Source organism: Streptomyces huasconensis (assembly GCF_021028635.1).
Classification (GTDB): domain Bacteria; phylum Actinomycetota; class Actinomycetes; order Streptomycetales; family Streptomycetaceae; genus Streptomyces; species Streptomyces huasconensis.
This window is the reverse complement of sequence record NZ_CP086119.1, coordinates 4,489,786-4,509,192: the sequence shown is the minus strand read 5'-3', so window position 1 is coordinate 4,509,192 and position 19,407 is coordinate 4,489,786. Positions and strand designations below refer to the sequence as shown.

The 19,407-nt window shown below is 75.1% G+C and carries 15 protein-coding genes; 7 read left to right on the top strand and 8 right to left on the bottom strand.

Going from position 1 to position 19,407, the window contains the following annotated elements; translation table 11 throughout:
* Positions 1-66 precede the first annotated feature (66 nt).
* The 4 genes from J2N69_RS20570 to J2N69_RS20555 are packed head-to-tail and all read right to left on the bottom strand — an operon-like array spanning position 67 to position 3,699.
* Positions 67-1,266 (bottom strand): ABC transporter permease, encoded by a 1,200-nt coding sequence (locus J2N69_RS20570; protein WP_230902098.1) that lies wholly within the window; start codon positions 1,264-1,266, stop codon positions 67-69.
* Positions 1,263-1,988: an ABC transporter ATP-binding protein gene (locus J2N69_RS20565; protein ID WP_230902097.1), complete on the bottom strand. Its 726-nt coding sequence runs from the start codon at positions 1,986-1,988 to the stop codon at positions 1,263-1,265. The genes J2N69_RS20570 and J2N69_RS20565 overlap by 4 nt, the downstream gene beginning before the upstream one ends.
* Entirely contained in the window at positions 1,985-3,061 is a 1,077-nt protein-coding gene (locus J2N69_RS20560) for a peptidoglycan-binding protein (RefSeq protein ID WP_230902096.1), read from the bottom strand. Before J2N69_RS20560 ends, J2N69_RS20565 begins: the two co-directional genes overlap by 4 nt.
* Entirely contained in the window at positions 3,061-3,699 is a 639-nt protein-coding gene (locus J2N69_RS20555; RefSeq protein ID WP_230902095.1) for a hypothetical protein, read from the bottom strand. Before J2N69_RS20555 ends, J2N69_RS20560 begins: the two co-directional genes overlap by 1 nt.
* 143 nt (positions 3,700-3,842) lie before the next feature.
* Between J2N69_RS20555 and J2N69_RS20550 the strand changes: the two genes are divergently transcribed.
* The 3 genes from J2N69_RS20550 to J2N69_RS20540 are packed head-to-tail and all read left to right on the top strand — an operon-like array spanning position 3,843 to position 6,501.
* Positions 3,843-4,535, top strand: coding sequence for a response regulator transcription factor (locus J2N69_RS20550; protein ID WP_230904793.1), 693 nt, complete (start codon positions 3,843-3,845; stop codon positions 4,533-4,535).
* Positions 4,532-5,983, top strand: a complete 1,452-nt coding sequence (locus J2N69_RS20545) for a sensor histidine kinase (protein ID WP_230902094.1) — start codon at positions 4,532-4,534, stop codon at positions 5,981-5,983. Before J2N69_RS20550 ends, J2N69_RS20545 begins: the two co-directional genes overlap by 4 nt.
* A gap of 8 nt (positions 5,984-5,991) precedes the next feature.
* Complete coding sequence (locus tag J2N69_RS20540) at positions 5,992-6,501, top strand: hypothetical protein (RefSeq protein WP_230902093.1); 510 nt, start codon at positions 5,992-5,994, stop codon at positions 6,499-6,501.
* Between the two features lie 25 nt (positions 6,502-6,526).
* On the opposite strand, the gene J2N69_RS20535 is transcribed toward J2N69_RS20540, so the two are convergent.
* Positions 6,527-7,714: a DUF2786 domain-containing protein gene (locus J2N69_RS20535; protein ID WP_230902092.1), complete on the bottom strand. Its 1,188-nt coding sequence runs from the start codon at positions 7,712-7,714 to the stop codon at positions 6,527-6,529.
* Between the two features lie 119 nt (positions 7,715-7,833).
* On the opposite strand from J2N69_RS20535, the gene J2N69_RS20530 reads away from it, so the two are divergent.
* Positions 7,834-8,685: an ABC transporter ATP-binding protein gene (locus tag J2N69_RS20530; protein ID WP_230902091.1), complete on the top strand. Its 852-nt coding sequence runs from the start codon at positions 7,834-7,836 to the stop codon at positions 8,683-8,685.
* On the top strand, positions 8,685-10,853 hold the full coding sequence (locus tag J2N69_RS20525) for an ABC transporter permease (protein ID WP_230904792.1): 2,169 nt from the start codon (positions 8,685-8,687) through the stop codon (positions 10,851-10,853). The genes J2N69_RS20530 and J2N69_RS20525 overlap by 1 nt, the downstream gene beginning before the upstream one ends.
* Positions 10,854-11,145: 292 nt before the next feature.
* On the opposite strand, the gene J2N69_RS20520 is transcribed toward J2N69_RS20525, so the two are convergent.
* Positions 11,146-12,081, bottom strand: a complete 936-nt coding sequence (locus J2N69_RS20520) for an NADP-dependent oxidoreductase (RefSeq protein WP_230904791.1) — start codon at positions 12,079-12,081, stop codon at positions 11,146-11,148.
* Positions 12,082-12,252: 171 nt separating this feature from the next.
* Here J2N69_RS20520 and J2N69_RS36530 point away from each other — a divergent pair, with 171 nt between their 5' ends.
* Positions 12,253-13,515, top strand: a complete 1,263-nt coding sequence (locus J2N69_RS36530; RefSeq protein WP_272595834.1) for a LuxR C-terminal-related transcriptional regulator — start codon at positions 12,253-12,255, stop codon at positions 13,513-13,515.
* Positions 13,516-13,518: 3 nt separating this feature from the next.
* On the opposite strand, the gene J2N69_RS20510 is transcribed toward J2N69_RS36530, so the two are convergent.
* On the bottom strand, positions 13,519-13,788 hold the full coding sequence (locus tag J2N69_RS20510; protein ID WP_230902090.1) for a hypothetical protein: 270 nt from the start codon (positions 13,786-13,788) through the stop codon (positions 13,519-13,521).
* Between the two features lie 492 nt (positions 13,789-14,280).
* On the opposite strand from J2N69_RS20510, the gene J2N69_RS20505 reads away from it, so the two are divergent.
* A complete protein-coding gene (locus J2N69_RS20505; protein ID WP_230902089.1) occupies positions 14,281-15,990 on the top strand; it encodes a bifunctional 3'-5' exonuclease/DNA polymerase in 1,710 nt (569 codons plus the stop codon).
* A 43-nt stretch (positions 15,991-16,033) separates the two neighbouring features.
* On the opposite strand, the gene J2N69_RS20500 is transcribed toward J2N69_RS20505, so the two are convergent.
* Positions 16,034-19,201: an AfsR/SARP family transcriptional regulator gene (locus tag J2N69_RS20500; RefSeq protein ID WP_230902088.1), complete on the bottom strand. Its 3,168-nt coding sequence runs from the start codon at positions 19,199-19,201 to the stop codon at positions 16,034-16,036.
* Positions 19,202-19,407 lie beyond the last annotated feature (206 nt).

The following is a 19,407-nucleotide window of genomic DNA, read 5'->3' as shown; positions in this document are numbered from 1 at the left end:
ATACGGGTGATATCCGGCATAGATGATACGAGTGACACCCGGCATACCCGGCATCCCATACGGAATTCACGGAGTGCTCAGTGCCACCGTGGGGTGCAGGCGGGAGGCCCGTACCGCCGGGTAGAGGCCCGCGGTCACGCCGATGAACAGCGTCGCGCCGAAGCCCGCCGTCAGGGCCCACGGCGGCACCACCGGCGTCCACCCCTGGGCCAGCGAGAAGCCGTACGTCACCGCCGTGCCGAGCACCGCGCCCGCCGCGCCGCCGAGCGCCGACAGGAGCAGGGACTCCGTCAGGAACTGGAGGCGGATCGCGTTCCTGGTGGCGCCCAGCGCGCGCCGCAGGCCGATCTCCGCGCGGCGTTCCAGGACCGAGATCACCATCGTGTTGGCGACCCCGACGCCGCCGACCAGGAGCGCCACCGCGCCGAGGCCCAGCATCAGGGTGGTCAGTCCCTCGTCGGCCGCCGCGCTCGCGGCCAGCGCGTCCGAGGGGCGGGAGACCTTCACGGAACCCTCGGCGCCGGGACTGACCGTGCGGGCCAGGACCTCGCGTACGTCGTCCACGGCGGCGTCGGCGGAGCGCTCGAAGACGGTCGAGGGGTGGCCGTCGAAGCGGAAGTACTTCTCGGCCGCCGGGAAGCCGACCAGGGCGACGCGGTCGAGGTTCGGGACCAGTTCGACGGGCTCCAGGATGCCCACGACGACCACGTATTCGTCGTTCATCATGATCTTCTCGCCCGGAGCCGTGACCCCGAGGCGGTCCGCCGCGACGGCACCGAGGACGGTCACGGGCAGCCGTTCAGTGGCCTCGGTGAGCCAACTCCCTTGGGTCACGCCCGCGTTCAGGGCCTCCAGGAGGTCGGTGCGGGCGGCCTGGGCCGTCACGCCTGCCGTCCGTTCCTCGGGGACCACGTCGCTGCGGCGGACGCGGGCGTCGACGTCCGCCGTCGCGGTGGCGTGCCGGACCGGCCCGATGCGCTCCACCATCGCCACCGCCTCCTTGGGGAGCCGGACCTCCTGGCCCAGGGGGTCCTTGCCGGCCTCGGCGGTGAGGAGGTTCGTGCCGAGCCGGTCGAGCTTCGCCATCAGGTCCGACTTGCTGGACTGGGAGAGGCCGACGACGGCGACCATCGTGGCGATGCCGATCGCGATGCCGAGGGCGGACAGGACGACCCGCGCGCGGCGGGCGCGCAGGCCGACGGCGCCGACGCGGAGGGTGTCCGCGAGACAGAGCCGGGACGGCTTCAAATCGGGGGCCGCGCTCATCCCGCCTCACCTGCCGTACGACACCGGGGGCCGCTGTCGGCGATGATCTCGCCGTCGCGGAAGCGGACGCGGCGCGGCAGCGAAGCGGCGATGTCGTGGTCGTGCGTGATCACGCAGATGGTCGTGCCCGTCCCGTTCAGCTCGTGCAGCAGGTCCATGACGATCTCCCCCGACGCCGTGTCCAGGGCGCCCGTCGGCTCGTCCGCGAGGAGGACGGACGGCTCCCCCACCAGCGCGCGGGCGATCGCCACGCGCTGCTTCTCGCCGCCGGACAGCTCGCTCGGCCGGTGGCCGAGGCGGTGCCCGAGACGGACCCGCTCCAGCGCCTCGCGGGCCCGGGCACGGCGGGCCTTCGGGCCGACGCCCGCGTAGAGCAGCCCGTCCGCGACGTTGTCGACGGCGTCGCGGCCCGCCGCCAGGTGGAAGTGCTGGAAGACGAAGCCGATGTGGCGGGCGCGCAGGGCGGAGAGCCGGGCGTCCGACAGGGCGCCGACGTCGTGCCCCGCGACACGGACCGTGCCCGAGGTGGGCTTGTCCAGCGTGCCGATGACGTTCAGCATCGTCGACTTGCCGGAGCCCGACGGTCCGACGATGGCGAGGAGTTCGCCCGCGCGGACGGCGAGGGACACCCCGCGCAGGGCGTGCACCCCACCCGCGTACGACTTGGTGACGTCCCGCAGCTCGACGACGACGGACGGCGAAAGGGCGGGCTCGGGTGTCATGGGGTCGCCACCCCCACCTTCGTGCCTTCCGTGATCCCCGAGCCGCTGACCTCGATCCTGCCGTCGGCCGTCATGCCGGTCCTGACCCGCACCATGCGGGAGGTGCCGCCGCGTACGACCTGGAGGCCGTAGCCGCCGTGTGCGCCGCGCAGGGCCACCACCGCCTCCACCGGGACCGCGAGGACGTCCTCGCGGGCCTCGCTGACGAACGTCACGCTCGCCGTCGCCCTGCTGTCCTCGCCCGCGGCCACCGACCGGCCGCCGTCCAGGGTGACTTCGACGGTGACGGTGTCGCCGGGGCCGCCGTCCTCCGCCTCCCCGGAGGCTTCCGGAGCCGCCGTGCCGGTGACCCGGCCCGGCTCCTTCCTGCCGCTGGGCAGTTCGACCTCGGCCCGCGTGCCCTTCGCGGTGAGCGACACGTCGCCCTGGTCCAGCTCGGCGCGGACGACGGGCCGCGTGGAGGCGACCGTGAGGACCGGGTCGGCCGGGCCGACCTGGTCGGCGAGCGCCGCGTCCGCCGAGGCGACCTTGACCTGGTCGGGCTGGAAGACGACGTCTCCCTTGCCGACCCGACCCGTCGGCGTGCGGTTGAGGGACTTCTGCCACCGCTTGACGGCGGCCTCGGTCACCCGGTCGAAGCGCGGGTCCACGTACAGGCCGGCGCCGTACCCGAGGGCGAGGAGGTTGCGTTCGAGCTGGAGGACATCGCTGCCCCGGCAACCGAGCCGCATCTCACGGAAGGCGGGGACCGGGCCGTACAGCAGCGTCACCGGCTTGTCGTCCCGTTCGTACAGCGCCTGGCCGCGCGTCACCGTGGCGCCCTCGCGCGCGGCGACCGTGACCGTGCCCTCCACCGCCGACCTCACCGGGCGGCGCCCCGCGAAGTCGACCTTGCCGTCCACCGTCTTGGACCGCACCAGGTCGGTGCGGACGACGGTGGCGGTGGCGGGCGGCAGGCCGTCCGCCACGCGCCCGGCGCCGGGGTCACCGCCGCGGAGGGCGTACGCGCCGGCCCCGAGCGCCGCGACGGTCACCACGGCCGCGCCCGACATGAGTCGCGTGCGGCGTTTCATCACTGCATCCCGTCCAGGCCTTCGAGCAGCTTGTCCGCGCAGGCCTCGCGGGCCTTCCTGTACGCGGGAGAGTCGCGGTCCATCGACGGGTCGGTGGGGTTCGCCTCACCGCCGGGCAGGACGTTGCCCCCGGACATCGTGGGGTTGGCGAACTCCGAGACGCCGTTCTCCCGCATGCACTTGGCGTGCGCGAGCATCGACTCGTAGTCCTTCTGCGCGTCGCGCTCGGGCTCCAGGTTCATCGCGGCGCGCAGCTCGGGGGCGCAGACGCCGTCCTTGCCGCCCTTGTACTCCTCGCCCTTGCCCTTGGGGTCCACGAGGGCGTCGATCTTCGACCAGTCGAGGTAGCCGCTGAGCTTCGGGTCCGGGTAGTCCTTGAGACCGGCCTTGGCCCGCATGCAGCGGACGTACTTCATCTGCGCGTCGAAGAAGGCGCTCTTGCCGGTGGCCGCGGGCTTCTCCTTGCCGCGCGAGCCGCCCTCGCCGCCCTTGTCCCCGGGGGCCGACGCGACCTCGTCGGAGCCCTGCGCGCCGTCGTCGCCGCCCTGGCAGGCGACGGAGAGGGCGAGGACCGGGGCGGCGACGAGCGCGGCGATCCGCAGGCGGGCCGTGCCGCGCGGTGTGGTGTGGATGCTCATGGCCCCCACCGTCGGGCGCCCATGTGGTGGCCGGTCCATGGCCACATGATGAGAACGTAACAATGCGCCGGGTCCGCCCGTCCGGCGCCCGCACCCGCCCTGGACCGTGCGGATTCTCGCCCATAATCGTCGCCATGCCCCGAGTGCCCCATGTGCTGCTGATCGAGGACGACGCGTCCGTGCGCGACGGCATGGAGCTGGTCCTGCGCCGCCACGGGTACGCGGTCGACACCGCCGCCACGGGTGAGGCCGCTCTCGCCCTGCTCGCCGGACCGGCGGGCCACAGCGTCGAACTGGCCGTGCTCGACCTGATGCTGCCCGGCATGGACGGCTTCGAGGTCTGCCGGCGCATCCGCGCGACCGGGTCGGCCGTTCCCGTCATCATGCTGACCGCGCGCGGCAACGACAGCGACATCGTGCGGGGCCTGGAGGCGGGCGCCGACGACTATGTGGTCAAACCCGTGACCGCGCCCGTCCTGGAGGCGCGCATCCGGGCGGCGCTGCGGCGGGCCGAGCCGGTGCGCAGGCGGCCCGGCGAGGACACGTACGCCGGACTCGTCATCGACCGCGCCGGGCTCACCGTCACCAAGCGGGGCACCCTCCTCGCGCTGCCGCCCACCGAGCTGCGGGTGCTGCTCGAACTCTCCGCCTCCCCCGGCCAGGTGTTCAGCCGCGAACAGCTGCTGCGGTCGGTGTGGGAGCACGACTTCCTCGGGGACTCGCGGCTGGTCGACGCGGCCGTCGGACGGCTGCGCGCCAAGATCGAGGACGTGCCCGCCAAGCCGGTGTACATACAGACCGTGCGGGGCTTCGGGTACCGGTTCGGCCCGGTATGAGGCTCCCCCGAAGCAGGCCGCCGCGCATGTGGGGCGGGCTGCGTGTGCGGCTCGTCGTCGCCTTCGTCCTCGTCGCCCTGATCAGCGCGGTCACCGCCACCGCGCTCGCCTACCGGGAGTCCCGAACCGCCGTCCTGGAACGCAAACAGGACGCCGTGCGCACCGGCTTCAAGGACCGTGTCGAGCAGGTCGCCGCCGACCTCTCCATGCCGCCCGACGAGGTCTCCCTCACCCGCTTCGCCACCACCGTCGCCGACGGCCTCGGTGACGCGGTCGTCGTCGCCCGGTACCGCTCCCTGACGGCGTCCTCCGACGCCTCCGCCGACCGCTCGCTCATCACCCCCTCCCTGCGGGCCGCCGTACGCGAGCACAACCGCATGAGCCTCCAGCGGGTCGAGCGGCACGGCAGCCCCTACCTCGCGGTCGGCACGCCCGTCACCTTCGCCTCCGGGCCGCCGTCGGGGCTCGACGTCTTCGCCGTCACGTCGCTGCGGGCCGAACAGGACGACACCGCCGCGATCCTGGACTCCGTACGGGACGGGCTGCTGCCCGTGGTGCTGCTCGCCGCCGTGCTCGCGCTGCTCGCCGCGCGCACCGTGCTGCGGCCCGTACGGGAACTGGGGCGCGCCACCCGCAGACACGCCGCCGGGGACCTCGCCTCCCGGGTGGAGACACCCCGGGGGCGCGACGAACTCGCCCGGCTGGCAAGGGACTTCAACGCCACGGCACAGGCTCTCGAAACGTCCGTCACCGAGCTGCGCGAACAGGAGGCGCGGGCGCGGCGCTTCGTCGCCGACGTCTCGCACGAGCTGCGTACGCCGCTCGCCGCGATGACGATGGTCGCCACCGTCCTCGACGAGGACGCCGAGCGGCTGCCGCCGGACGCGGCTCGGGCCGCCCGCACGGTCGGCGCCGAGACGGCACGCCTGGCCCGGCTCGTCGACGACCTGATGGAGATGTCCCGCTTCGACTCGGGCGCGGCCCGCCTCAACCTCCGCGAGGTCGACCTCGCGGAGACCCTCCGGGGCACCCTCGCGCTGCGCGGCTGGACGGAGCGGGTCGACGCCCGGCTGCCGGACGGCGTACGGGCGGTGGTCGACGCCCGGCGCGTCGACGTGGTGGTCGCCAACCTCGTCGGCAACGCGCTGCGGCATGGCGCGCCGCCCGTCTCCCTCACGGCGCGGGCGGCCGGCGGCCAGGTGACCGTGGAGGTCGCCGACCGGGGAGCCGGCCTGCCGCCCGAGGTGCTCCCCCGCGTCTTCGACCGCTTCTACAAGGCGGACAGCGCCCGGACCCGGTCGGAGGGCAGCGGCCTGGGCACGGCCATCGCGCTGGAGAACGCGCGGCTGCACGGCGGGACCGTCGAGGTGGCGAACAGGGACGGGGGCGGGGCGGTGTTCACGCTGCGGATGCCGTGGCGGCGGTCCGGGGAGGCGGGCGAGGCATGAGGGGACACATGGGTCACATGCGTCACGTGGGGTTCGTGCTGCTGGCGCTCGTCCTCGCCGGGTGCGGTGTGCGGCCCACCGGAGTCGTGGACGCGGGGGCGCCGGCGAGCGGGCTCACCAAGGGGCTGCGGCTGTACTTCGTCTCCGAGGCGGGCCGTCTGGAGGGGGTGCCCCGGCCGGGCCAGGAGATCCGCGAGCCGGCCGACGTCATCAAGCTGCTGATGGGCCCCTCCGAGTCCGAGAAGCGTTCCGGGCTCACCACGCTGGTCTCGGGCGGGCCGTACGACGTCACCGGCGAGGGCGACCGGCTCTCGGTGCGGGTCCCCGACTGGGAGCTGGATCCCGCCTCCGTCCAGCACCGCAACCTCGCCGGGCAGCTGGTGTGCAGCCTCGCGCGGGCGCGGTCCGTCCTCGACCGGAGCGGGCGGACACGGCCCGACGACGTACGGGTGACGGTGGTGTTCGCGGCGGGCGGCGGAGAGCTGGGACCGCACGTGTGCTCGGACTTCTTGACGTAGCGCGCGGTGCCGGGGCGGCCGGGGGTCAGGGCAGGGCGGGGCCCCGGCCGCGCGGCGTGACGTGGGCGCGGTCGGCCGCCGCCGTGCCGTGGGCCCAGCCCTCGCCGTCCGTCGCGCCGCGCACGCGCGTCGTGGTCGTCTCGGGGAACATCCGCTCCGCGCGGCCGCTCACCGCGACGTCGCGCGCCGCGAGCACGGGCAGCGGCGAGGCGGCGCTCCCCCCGGCCGCCCCGGCTGCCTCGGCCGCCTCGGCCGCTTCCTTGACCGCGTGCTCGCCCGCCCGCGCCAGCCGGGCGCCGATGCGGTGCGCGTACGCCAGCAGGAAGGTCTGCCGGAACGTCTTCGTACGCTTGCGGCCCGCCGCCCGCTGGCCCGCCTCCGCCTTCGTCATCGCCGCCGTGCCCTGCACGAGCAGGGAGGTGTAGAGCAGCTCCACGGCCTCCAGGTCGGGCTCGAAGCCGACGACGGTCGAGAAACCGAACGCCTCGTTCCACACCGCCCGGCAGTGGTTCGCGGCGGCCACGGAGTCGAGGAGGATCGCCTTCGCCGTCTCGTACGGGGCGTCCACACCGACGCGGCACGCCCCCGGGACGTCTTTCGCGTGCGTACGGGCGGCGAGCAGCGCCTCGTCGAGGGAGTGGCGCGCCATCAGCTCCTGCGCCTTCGCGGTGAGCGCCTCCGCCTCCTCCGGGTAGCCGGTCGCCTCGGCCTTGGCGAGCAGCGCGCGGACACGGGTGAGCATGCGGGGCTCGCCCTCGACGGGACCCGGCACCGACTCGCCGGGCGGCGGGCCGACCGGCTCGATCGGGGGCAGGCGCAGCAGCAGGCGGTAGAGCTGGAGGTGGGTGGTGGCGTACGAGAAGCGGTCGCGGGGCCGGGCGGCCTCGGGGCCGAGGCCGCGGTCGAGGCCGGCGAGCTGGTCCGGCCAGCGGGGCGGCAGGTGCGCGTAGGCGCGCGTCTCGGTCCGGATCAGGTCGGCGGCCAGGCGTACGTGGGGCTCCTCCAGGTCACGCCGGACCAGGCGTACGACGTCGGCGGGCTGCCAGCCGCCCCGCCACGCCCGGCTCAGGTACTCCTCGCCCCGGCGGCGCAGCTCGGCGTCCGAGCCCGGGGCCGCCGCGAGGAGGGAGGCCCCGGTGTCCAGGCCCTCGTCGCCGTCGCCGTACAGCGCCGCCGCGAACGCGTCGTCGATCACCGAATCCGTGGAGCCCATGGGGCAAGGGTATGAGGTGGGGGTACCCCTGAGCGGTGCGTGGGGGTAGGTCAGCCCTACCCCAGGGACGCCCCTCAGTGGTCGTGTGCGCGGGCGCGCCCGGCGGTTGGCTTGCGGACATGAACGAGACCGCCTCGACCGCCGCCTCAGCGACCGCCTCAACTGCCGTACGTCTCACCGCCGTCCGCCGCCTCCATGGTGACGTCGCCGCCCTCGACGGCGTCGACCTGGAGGTGGCCTCCGGGACCTTCGTCGCGGTCATGGGACCCTCCGGCTCCGGCAAGTCCACGCTCCTGCAGTGCGCCGCCGGGCTCGACCGGCCGACGTCCGGGACGGTCGAGGTGGGCGGGACCCCGCTGACGGGGCTGAGCGAGCGGCGGCTCACGCTGCTGCGCAGGGAACGCGTCGGCTTCGTCTTCCAGGCCTTCAACCTCATCCCGTCGCTGAGCGCCGCCCAGAACGTCGCCCTCCCGCTGCGTCTCGCGGGCCGCCGCCCCTCCCGTACGGAGATCCGCGACGCGCTCGGCCGGGTGGGCCTCGCCGACCGGGCCCGGCACCGGCCCGGGGGGCTGTCCGGCGGCCAGCAGCAGCGGGTCGCCCTCGCGCGGGCCCTGGTCACCCGCCCCGCCGTGCTCTTCGGCGACGAGCCGACCGGGGCGCTGGACACGGGCACCGGGCGGCAGGTGCTGGGGCTGCTGCGGGGACTGGTGGACGGAGAGGGGCAGACGACGGTGATGGTCACCCATGACCCGGTCGCCGCGGCGTACGCGGACCGCGTGGTGTTCCTCGTGGACGGGCGGGTGGCGGGGGAGCTGCGGTCGCCGGACGCGGGGGGTGTGGCGGAGCGGATGGCTGCGCTGGACGGGGGCGGTGTGGGGGCTGTGGGCGCGGTGGGGGCGGAAGCCGGTGAGTTCGTGAGGGCCGGTGCTCGTGGGGGCCGTGGCTGTGCGGATGGGAGGGGCGGGCTGTGATCATCTTTCTTGCCTCCCTCCGCGCCCGGTGGACCAGTCTCCTGGGGGCCTTCGTGGCCGTCGCCCTCGGCGTCGGGCTCATTGCCGCCATGGGGCTCGGGCTCGACGCGAGCCTCGCCGGGCCGGACCGGCCGGTCGTGCGGTTCGCCGGGTCACCTGTCGTCGTCCTGGGGCAGGACCGGCTGACGGTGCCGGTGCGGCGCGGCCCGGACACCACCCTCGTATCGAAGCCGCTCGCTCATCCACACCCTGTGGACGCCGCACTGCTGCGCGACCTCCGGCGGCTCGGGCCCGTACGGCTGGACGGCGGCAAGCGGGACGCGGTCGGCGTCGACGCCCCCGCCCGGGCGGTACGCGATGCCGTCGGCGCACGGGCCCGCGTCCTCACCGGCGACGACCGGCGTCAGGCCGATCCCGGCACCGCGCGCGACGCCGCGGCGATGGTGGCCGTCGACTCCTTCCTCGGCACGGCGGGCGGAGTCGCCGCCTTCGTGTCGGTGTTCGTCACGGCGTCGACGTTCGCCTTCGTCGTCGCGCTGCGGCGGCGTGAGTTCGGGCTGCTGCGGATGGCGGGCGCGACGCCCGGGCAGGTGCGCCGCCAACTCCTCGGCGAGGCGCTCGCGGTGGGCGTCACGGCGTCCGTCGCCGGGTGCGTGCTCGGGGCGTGGGGCGGGCCTCGACTCGGGGCGGCGCTGGTGGACGCCGGTATCGCGCCGCCGTGGTTCACCGTCTCCGGAGCGTCCCTCCTGACCTCCGCGCCCCTGTCCTGGCCCTTCCAACTCGCCTTCTGGACCGGGCTACTCGTCGCCCTCACCGGTGCCTGGGCCGCGTCCCGGCGGGCCGGGCGCATCACCCCCGCCGAGGCGCTGCGCGACGCGTCCGTGGACAGCGGCGTCATGCCGTGGAGCCGCCGGCTCATCGGCGCCGCCCTGCTCGCCTGCGGGCTCGGGCTGCTTCTTTGGACGCTGGTCACGGACCCGTCCTCGCTGCTGAAACGCAAGACGTACACCGTGCAGCCGATGATCCTCATCACCGCGGCCGCCGCGCTCGCACCGCTGCTCGTCCGGCCCGTCGTCCGCGCCGTCCGGCTGCCGGGCGCCGTCGGACTCCTCGTCCGCGAGAACTGCGCCGCCTCCGTGCGCCGCACCGCCGCCGTCGCCGCGCCCGTCCTGGTCACCGTCGCCCTCGCCGGAAGCCTGCTGGGCTCCGCGCAGACCGTGAGCGGGGCGAAGGCGGCGGAGGCGCGGCAGCGGACCGCCTCCGACCTGGTCGTCACCGGGCGCGACCTGGAGCCCGTGTCCCGCCGGGACATACCTGGCGCCGCCGCCGTCTCCGCGTCCGCCTCCACCGCCGTCTACGTCCGCGAGGAGGGCAGCGCGCTCGTCCGGTCCGAGGCGCGTGCCGTACGTGACCCCGCCGCGCTGGCGGCCACGTCGCGGCTGCCGGTGGTCGCCGGTGACGTACGTGACCTCGACGACCGGTCGATCGTCGTCAACGAGGAGTGGGCGCGGCGGGAGGTCGGTGACCACGTCGACGTCTGGCTGGGCGACGGGCGGCCCGCGCGACTGCGGATCGTGGCGGTTCTCGCGCGGGGCGGCGGTGACAACGGTGCGTATGTGACCTCGGCCAATGCCTCCGTGGGGCGGGGCGGGGCCGCGGCTCCGGTGGACCGGGTCGACGTGCGGCTGGCGGCGGGTGCGGACCGGGGCCGGGTCGCCGCGGTGCTGGCGGAGCGGGGCGGGGGTGGGGGTGAGGTGCGGTCGGCGGAGGCGTGGCTGGCCGCCACGTATCCCGCCGTCAAGGCACAGACGCGGCTCGGGCTGCTGATGCTGCTCGGCATCTCCCTCGTCTATACGGGGATCTCCCTGGCGAGCACGTTGCTGATGGCGGCGTCGGTGCGGGGGGCTGAGCTGCGGGCGCTGCGGTTGGCGGGGGCGACGCGGTGGCAGGTGCGGGGGGTGGTCGCCGGGGAGGCGGTGGTGGCGGTGGGGGCGGGCGCGGTGCTCGGGCTGGCCGTGACGGTGGTCCATCTCGGGGGGCTGGCGGCGGGGCTGGCGCGGGTGTCGGTGCCGGTGGGGGTGGTGGTGCCCTGGGGTGTGGTGGGGGGTGTGGTGGGGGTTTGCGTGGTGGTTGCGGTGGGGGTGGCCGGGGTTGGGGCTCGGGGGTGAGGTCTGGGCGGTGGTGCTCCCGGGCCGCCTTGGGGCGTCTTTGGGGGCGGGGCCGCGGGGGTATGTCCGTGCTCGCCATCTTGGCCTTGGACCCCGGGTGCTCATCGGCCGGGGACACACCACCACTGTGCTCCGCGCGCACATACCCCCACGTCCCCTTCGGTGCGCTCGCGGGTGCGGGGCGCTGGGGGTGCGGCCGTATCGGTCGCGGGGCCCACGTCCCCGTCCCGTGCCCTCGCGGCTGCGGGTGTTCCGGGGTGTGCGGCTGTACCGCTCGCAATGTGGAGATGGTTCACGCACGGGGAAGCAGGATGAGTTTGCCGCCCGCGTGGCCCGACTCGCTGAGGGACTGGGCCTTGGTGGCTTCCGTGAGGGGGAAGGTCTCGGCGATCGGGAGGCGGAGGCGGCCCTCCGCGGCGAGGTGGGCGTGGTCGGTCAGGGCCGGGAGGGGGTCGCTGACGGCGGAGGCCGAGAAGGGGACGCCGTGGGACGCGGCGTCCGGGTCCGCGATGGTGACGACACGGTCCGTCGTGCCGCCGCGCAACTCGATGGAGAGCGGCAGGGCACCCCGCCCCGCGGCGTCGAAGACCGCGTCGACACGGGAACCGTCGGGGCGTTCGCTCGTCAGCTCGGTGACGCGTTCCGCCAGCCCGTCCCCGTACGCCACCGGCCGCACGCCCAGCTCCCGCAGCCGCTCGTGGTGGACGGGCGACGCCGTCCCGATGACCGTCGCGCCGCGCGCCACCGCCAGCTGTGCCGCGACCGTGCCGACGGCGCCCGCCGCGCCATGCAGCAGGAGCGTCTCGTCCTCGGCCACGCCGAGCAGGTCGAGCACCCGTTGCGCGGTCTCCGTGGCGACGGGCAGCGCGGCCGCCGACTCCCACGAGAGGGCGGCGGGCTTACGGACGTACTGACGTGACAGCGCGTACTCGGCGTACGTACCGGAACCCGTGTCGCCCCAGCCCAAGACCTCGTCGCCGACCGCGACCCCGGTGACCCCCTCGCCCAGCGCGTCGACGACGCCCGCGAACTCCCGCCCCGGCACGGCCGGCAGCGTGGTCGGGAACAGCTCCTCCATCCAGCCGCGGCGGATCTTGTAGTCGATCGGGTTGACCCCGGCGGCCCTGACCTCGACGCGGATCTGGCCCGCGCCGGGCCGGGGCCTCGCGATCTTCCGCAGGCCGAGGACCTCGGGCCCGCCGAACTCCTCGAAGACGACGGCTTCCATGGTCTCCGCGGTGGTTCCGGTGACTGCCATGACGGCTCCTTTTCCCTGATCCGGTGGGGTGACGGGCTCCACTCTCCTGCCGTCGGCGGGCGGGGACGGCCAGCCTTTCGGCCGGTTCCACCTGTCCGAAAGGCCAGCCCCTTCCGGGTGCCCCCGCCGTACGCTGAGGTCATGGACTCGACCTGGGACTCCGTCTCCGTTCTCGACGCCGCGGGCGACATCCTGCGTGCCCCGCTCGACGAGCTCCTGCCCCGGCTCTCCGGGGCCCTGGCCGGTGTGATCCCGCACCGCGCCGCCGCCGAGCTGGCCACGGAGTGCGCGCACTCCCCCTTCAAGACGGCCGGCGAGGCAGCGCTCGCGGAGCGGATAACCGCGGCCGAACTCGACCGGCTCGGCCCCGTCGTGGGCGTCGGACGGACCTGGCAGGGCACGGCCACGATCGGCGGCGCGGAGCACCCCGTACTCGCCCTGCACAGCGACCGGACCACGCGCGGCGCGCTGCTCGTCCTGGTGCGCGAGCAGGCCGGGCCGCTCGACACGGCCGCGATCGACACCGCGCGCGCCCTGTGGGACCTGGTCACCAGCCACCTCGACCGGCTCGCCGCCGAGGCCGTGCCCGGCACGCTGGCCCAGTCGCGGGCGGCCGCCGGGGCGCGGGCGCGGGCCATCGCGGAGGCGGGCGAGGCGCACACCGCCGTACTGACGGGACTCCTCGGCGTACTGCGCAGCCGCGGCCTCGACGACGGGGCCGCGCGGGCCGCGGCGACCGAACTCGCCGTCTCCGCGCTGCTCGACCTGCGCGCCGAGGCGGAGCGGGATCAGTCGGTGGCGGAGGAACCGGCCGACCAGGCGTTCACCCGCCTCGAAGAGTCGCTGCGGCCGCTCCTGCGGCACAGCGAGGTACGGCTCGCGCTCGCCCCTCCGGGCACCGCGCGGCGCCTGCCCGCCGACGTGGCGCACGCCGGGCGGGCGATCGGGCGGGGGCTGCTCCTCGCCGTCCTGGAGCAGGACGGGGTGGACCGCGTCCATGTCGGCTGGCGTCTGGATGACACGACCTTGCGGGTGTCGGTACGGGACGACGGTCCCGGCGCCCTCTCGTACTGCTCACTCGGGCGCCGCCGGGTCACCGAGCGGGTCGAGGCGCTGGGCGGGCGGCTCGACGTCGACGCGGTGGAGGGGTGGGGGACGACGGTGACGGTGTCACTGCCCCTCGGCACGAAGGAGTCCGCCGGGGCCGCCGATCCCCTTGCCCCGCTGGGGGCGCGCGAACTGGAGGTTCTCGGAGAGCTGGCCCGGGGGCGCCGGAACCGGGACATCGCGGAACGGCTGCACATCAGCGAGTCCACGGTGAAGTTCCACGTGGCGAACATCCTGGCGAAGCTGGGGGTGGGCTCGCGGGGCGAGGCCGCCGCACGGTTCCACGCGGCCGCCTGAGCCTCACTGGTCGTCGAACGGGTCCCCGAGGACTCCGGCGAGCCGGATGAGGCCGCGCCGGCCGTCGTCCGTGGTCACGACATGGACGGTGTACGCGCATCCATGCTCCGCCGCGTGCTCCTTGGCCCACGCCAGGACTTCCTCGACATCGGCCGCACCGGAGACCTCGTACTCGTCGGCACTCTGGTCCGAGCGGTCCCAGAAGTAAACCCGGTAGGTGGCGTGGTCCTGCTCCCAGGAGGTGTCCCGAGGATCGATCCCGCGTATCCGCATGCCTCCCACCCTAGCCAGACCACCACGTATGACCGACCTCAGCCCAAACACCCACACTCACAAACCCGCACCCGCGAACGCACCGAGCCACCCACACCGAAACGCGAGACGACCCGCACCCGCGAACGCGCCGAAGGGGACGTGGGGGTATGTGCGCGCGCAGCACAGTGGCGGTGTGCCCCCAGCCGATAAGCACCAAGGGTCCAAGGCCAAGATGGCGAGCACGGACATACCCCCGCGGCCCCGCACCCAAAGACGCCCCAAGGCGCATCGCACCCGCACCCGCGAACGCACGGGAGGGGACGTGAGGGTATGTGCGCGCGCAGCACAGTGGCGGTGTATCGCCAGCCGATAAGCACCAAGGGCCCAAGGCCAAGATGGCGAGCACGGACATACCCCCGCGGCCCCGCACCCACAGACACCCCAAGGCGACGACGGCACCCACACCCGCACCGCAGCCCCCCTGTCAGTGCCGGATGCGACACTCGCGGCATGAGCGACCGGTGGGCCATCGCCGCGGTCGAGGGAGCCGGCGCGGAGCTGGTGCCCCTCGACACCGCCGGGCTGCCCGCGGGACCGGTCGTACGGGAGACCGACCTCGTCGAGGCCGTGCGGACGCGGCCCGAAGTGGGCCGGTGGGTGTGGCGGTCGACCCCCGCCGTGTACCCCCGGCTGCTCGCCGCGGGCGCCCGCGTCGAGCGCTGCTATGACGTGGAGGCCGCCGAGCTGCTCCTCCTCGGTCACGAGGGCCGCCTCGGCGAGCCCCGCTCCGCGGCCGCCGCCCTCGCCCGCCTCCGCAACGCCCCCGTACCCCCCGACCCCCCGCCCCGCGCCGCCGAGCCCGGCTCCCAGGACTCCCTCTTCGAGCCCCGCCCCGGCGGCACCCCCGTCACACTGGCCGAGCTGGTCGAGGTCTACGCCGCGCAGCAGCGAAGACACGACGCCGCCGCCCACCCCGGCCGGATGCGCCTGCTCACCGCCTCCGAGTCGGCGGGCATGCTCGTGGCCGCCGAGATGCACGCCGTCGGTCTGCCCTGGCGCGCCGACGTCCACCGCGCGCTGCTGACCGAACTGCTCGGCGAGCGGTACGCGGGCGGCGGCGAACCCCTCCGCCTCGCCGAGCTGGCCGACGAGGTGTCCGCCGCGTTCGGCCGCCGCGTGCGCCCGGACCTCGCCGCCGACGTGGTGAAGGCCTTCGCGCAGGCCGGCATCAAGGTGAAGTCGACGCGGCGCTGGGAGCTGGAGGGGATCGACCACCCGGCGGTGCGGCCCCTCATCGAGTACAAGAAGCTGTACCGGATCTGGACCGCCCACGGCTGGAGCTGGCTCCAGGACTGGGTCCACGACGGCCGCTTCCGCCCCGAGTACACGCCCGGTGGTTCGGTCAGCGGCCGCTGGACGACCAACGGCGGCGGTGCGCTCCAGATCCCGAAGGTGATCCGGCGGGCCGTGGTCGCCGACCCCGGCTGGCGGCTCGTCGTCGCCGACGCCGACCAGATGGAGCCGAGGGTGCTCGCCGCGATCTCCCGCGACCGGGGCCTGATGGAGGTGGCCGGGAGCGAGGAGGACCTCTACACCCGGCTGTCGGACCGCGCGTTCTCCGGCGACCGCGACCACGCGAAGATCGCACTGCTCGGCGCGGTCTACGGCCAGACGTCGGGTGACGGCCTGAAGAACCTGGCCGCGCTGCGCCGCCGCTTCCCGCTGGCCGTCGCGTACGTCGACGACGCGGCGCGGGCCGGTGAGGAGGGGCGGCTCGTGCGGACCTGGCTGGGGCGGACGAGCCCGCCGGCGGCCGGGGCCGGGGAGGACGACGAGGCGGGCATCCCCCAGGAGGACCCCACCGCCCCGGACCGGACCGCCCCGGCGGACGGCGAGTTCACTCCCGGGTACGCCTCGACGAACGCCCGCGCGCGCGGCCGGTTCACGCGCAACTTCGTGGTGCAGGGCAGCGCCGCCGACTGGGCCCTGCTGATGCTGGCCGCGCTGCGGCGGACGATCGCGGAGGCCGACATGCGGGCCGAGCTGGTCTTCTTCCAGCACGACGAGGTCATCGTGCACTGCCCCGCCGAGGAGGCACAGGCCGTCGCGCTCGCCGTGCGGGAGGCGGGTGACCTCGCGGGCCGGATCGCCTTCGGGGAGACGCCCGTCCGCTTCCCGTTCACGACGGCCGTCGTGGAGTGTTACGCCGACGCGAAGTGAGCCGGTGGGCGACTCCGGCGCCCCTCCGGGGACCGCCCCCGGGTCACGGCTCCGCCAGCAGGTCACGCAGTTCGTCGACCACCTTGCTGTCCGTGCCGTCCAGCGCCCGCAGCGCCGACCGCCACTGCTCGTACGCCTCCTCCGAGTGCCCCTCCGTCCGCAGGAGCAGCCCGCGCTGGTGGCGGGCCAGGCCCGTCATGTGGGCGTCGCCCCGCTGCTCGGCGCGGTCGAGGAGGGCGGCGCACTCCCGTGTCGCGTCCCCGGTGCGGGCGAGGCCCCGCAGCGCGCGGACCAGCCCGAGCCGGGCCTGGGACTCGCCGTGCCAGTCCTCGTACTCGCCGTGGATGCGCAGGCTCTCCTCGAAGTGCGTGAGGGCGGCGGCGGGTTCACCGAGGGTGAGGTGGGCGTAGCCGATGTTGCAGTGGCCGGACTGGCGGACGACGGCGTGCCCGAGGGCCTCGCCGATCGCGAGGCTGCGCTCGTGGTGGTCGATGGCGGCGCGGGCGTCCGTGTGCTCGTAGAGGTTGCCGAGGTGGCTGAGGGTGATCGCCTCGCTGAGCGGGTCCGCGAGTTCCTTGGCGAGCGCGAGGCTCTGCCGCAGCGACTCGGCGGACTCGTCGTGGCGGCCGAGGCCTTCGAGGAGGAGGCCGCGGTTGTTGAGGCCGCGGCGTACGCAGGAGACCAGGCCGAGGACGCGCCAGAGGGCGAGGGCCTGGTCGTTGAGGGCGAGGGCCTCGCCGTTGCGGCCCGACATGAAGTGCATCCCGGCGAGGTCGGTGAGGGCCTGCGCCTCGGCCGCGCTGTCGCCCTCGCGGCGTGCCGCGTCCAGGGCGAGCGTGCCGAGGGTGGCCAGCTCCAGGAGGCGGCCCCGGCGTTGCAGGTAGGGGAAGAGGCAGCGCACCAGGACGGGCAGCAGCTCGGAGTCCCCGCGGTGCCGCTCCGCGAGGGTGACGATGTTCGCCAGCTCGGTGTCGCCCCAGGCGAAGGCCTCTTCCGGGGAGAGGGGCGGCGGGTCGGGGTCGCCGTCACCTGACGTGCCAGGGGTGTGCGGCGGGACCGGCTGCCGCTCGCACCGCTTCCTGCGGCGGGCGAGCCGGGGCTCCACGCCGCGCAGGCGGTCCGTCTTGTCCAGGCCGTCCGGCATGATCGCCGACAGGGTGCGGCGGGCCGACTCCGCGTACCAGAGCAGCGCCTGGTCGACGACGTCCTCCGCGCCGGGGCCGACGGCCGCCGTCTCCCGCGCGAAGTCGCGGACGAGGTCGTGCGGGGCGTAGCGGCCGTACGCCGTCTCGTCGAGGAGGGCGACGTCGACCAGGCGGTCGAGGGCCGCGCCCGCCCGCAGCTCGTCGACGCCCAGCAGACGGGCCAGCAGCGGCACTCCGTACGTGGGCAGGTCGAGCGCGCCGATGCGGGCGAGGGCGAGGGCGGCGTCGCGGTCGGCCCGGCGTTCCGACGTGCGCAGGGCGTCGAGGGCCACGGCGAGGGAGCGGCGCACGCTCAGGTCGTCGTACTCCAGGTGGTGCAGGCGGCCCCCGCTGACGGTGAGGAGCTCGGCCAGGGCGTCCGGCGTGAGGGCGCGGCGCGCGGCGAGGCGGGCGGCGATGATGCGCAGGGCCAGCGGGAGACGGCCCGCCAGTTCGACCAGGGGGTGCCCGGCGTCGAGCCCGTCGCGCCCCGACACCGCCCGCAGCAGCGCGGCGCTCTCCCCGTCCGAGAGGGGCTCCAGCGGGAAGCGTGCCGCGCCGTCGAGTGTCGTCAGCGGCGACCGGCTGGTGACGATGACCGCGCAGCCGGGCCCCGCCGGCAGCAGCGGCCGTACCTGCGCGGCGGTCGCGGCGTCGTCCAGCACCATGAGCGTGCGTGTGGGCGCGAGCAGGGAACGCAGCAGCGCCGACGCCGCGCCCGGGTCCACGCAGCCCTCCGGGGTGCGGCGCGGCTCGGCGCCGAGGTCGCGCAGGAGCGAGGTGAGGGCCTGGCCGGGGGTGAGGGGGGTCATGCCGGGCGTCGCGCCGTGCAGGTTGACGTAGAGCTGCCCGTCGGGGAACTCCTCCCGCAGCCCGTGCGCCGCGTGGACGGCGAGGGCGCTCTTGCCGACCCCGGCCATGCCGGAGACGACGGCGACGGCGCCGCGGGACTCAGCGGCGAGCGCCTCCCGCAGGGCCCGGACGGTGTCCTGCCGGCCCGTGAAGTGGGCGGGTCCCGGCGGGAGTTGGGCGGGCGTGGCGGTCCTGCCGCCCGCCGTTGCCGGCACACAGGCCTCCGCCGTCTCCCGCGCACAGGCCTCCGCCGCCTCCGGCGCACAGGCCTCCGCCGCCTCCGGCGCACAGCCCTCCGCCGTCTCCCGCGCACAGGCCGCCGCTTCCGGCTCGGCCCCGGCCTCCCGCGCGGCTGCCGCGGGCACACCTGGGCCGCCGCGCCCTGCCGCCGCTTCGGCCGTCGCCTCGGGGTGCCCCCGCAGCACCTCCTGATGCGCCTCCCCGACCGCCGCTCCCGGCTCCACGCCCAGCTCCTCGACCAGCCTGTGGCGCAGTTCGCGGTGGACGGCGAGGGCCTCCGCCTGGCGGCCCGTGCGGTGCAGCACGAGCATCAGCTGACGGTGGAAGGCCTCGCGGAGCGGGTGCTCGGCGACCAGTTCGGCCAACTCGGGGGCGAGGGCGGCGAGACCGGTGCCGAGCGCCAGTTCGGCGTCGTACCGCCACTCCAGCGCGAGCAGCCGTGCCTCTTCCAGACGCGGTACGAGAGAGTGGTCCGTCAGCGGTTCCGCAAGGCCGCTCAACGGCCTCCCGCGCCACAGCGCCAGCGCGTCCGAGGCGCACGTGAGGACCCGCGCCCAGTCCCGCTCGGCGCGCGCGGCCCGCGCCCGCGCCACCCGGCGTTCGAACACGCGGACGTCCAGTTCGCCGTCGTCGACCCGCAGCCGGTAGCCGGGGGGCACCGCGAGCAGCCGTTCCGGGTCGTCGAGGAGGCGGCGCAGCCGCGTCACGTGGTTCTGGAGGGAGGCCCGCGCCGAGGCGGGCGGGGCGCCGCCCCACAGCGCGTCCTTGAGGGTGTCGAGCGGGACGACCCTGTCCGGTTCCAGGAGGAGCGCGGCCAGCAGGGCACGCCCCTTGGCGCTGCGCACGGGGCGCGGTTCCCCCGTGGCGTCGTACACGGCGGGCGCGCCGAGCAGCCCGAACCGCAGACCGGACCGCGGTTCCTCCCGTTCACTCACGCTGTTTCACTCACACTGTTTCACTTACGCCGCTTCATCACGCCGTTCCACTCACGCCGTCTCCCCGGGCCGTCCGTCGCTTGTCGGCCGACCGTTGGCCACATGTTAGCGATCTGTTGGCGGGGCCTGATGTGATCACTACATCGGACCTGGCCCGCCGGTACTCGCGCACAGCGCGTAGCTCGGGGGAGTGTCGCCGCCGCGTC

What these genes read in the sequence shown, in the direction of transcription:
- J2N69_RS20570 (WP_230902098.1), bottom strand. Translation starts at nt 1,266, where the DNA reads ATGAGCGCGGCCCCCGATTTGAAGCCGTCCCGGCTCTGTCTCGCGGAC.
- J2N69_RS20565 (WP_230902097.1), bottom strand. Translation starts at nt 1,988, where the DNA reads ATGACACCCGAGCCCGCCCTTTCGCCGTCCGTCGTCGTCGAGCTGCGG.
- J2N69_RS20560 (WP_230902096.1), bottom strand. Translation starts at nt 3,061, where the DNA reads ATGAAACGCCGCACGCGACTCATGTCGGGCGCGGCCGTGGTGACCGTC.
- J2N69_RS20555 (WP_230902095.1), bottom strand. Translation starts at nt 3,699, where the DNA reads ATGAGCATCCACACCACACCGCGCGGCACGGCCCGCCTGCGGATCGCC.
- J2N69_RS20545 (WP_230902094.1), top strand. Translation starts at nt 4,532, where the DNA reads ATGAGGCTCCCCCGAAGCAGGCCGCCGCGCATGTGGGGCGGGCTGCGT.
- J2N69_RS20540 (WP_230902093.1), top strand. Translation starts at nt 5,992, where the DNA reads ATGGGTCACATGCGTCACGTGGGGTTCGTGCTGCTGGCGCTCGTCCTC.
- J2N69_RS20535 (WP_230902092.1), bottom strand. Translation starts at nt 7,714, where the DNA reads ATGGGCTCCACGGATTCGGTGATCGACGACGCGTTCGCGGCGGCGCTG.
- J2N69_RS20530 (WP_230902091.1), top strand. Translation starts at nt 7,834, where the DNA reads ATGAACGAGACCGCCTCGACCGCCGCCTCAGCGACCGCCTCAACTGCC.
- J2N69_RS20520 (WP_230904791.1), bottom strand. Translation starts at nt 12,081, where the DNA reads ATGGAAGCCGTCGTCTTCGAGGAGTTCGGCGGGCCCGAGGTCCTCGGC.
- J2N69_RS36530 (WP_272595834.1), top strand. Translation starts at nt 12,253, where the DNA reads ATGGACTCGACCTGGGACTCCGTCTCCGTTCTCGACGCCGCGGGCGAC.
- J2N69_RS20510 (WP_230902090.1), bottom strand. Translation starts at nt 13,788, where the DNA reads ATGCGGATACGCGGGATCGATCCTCGGGACACCTCCTGGGAGCAGGAC.
- J2N69_RS20505 (WP_230902089.1), top strand. Translation starts at nt 14,281, where the DNA reads ATGAGCGACCGGTGGGCCATCGCCGCGGTCGAGGGAGCCGGCGCGGAG.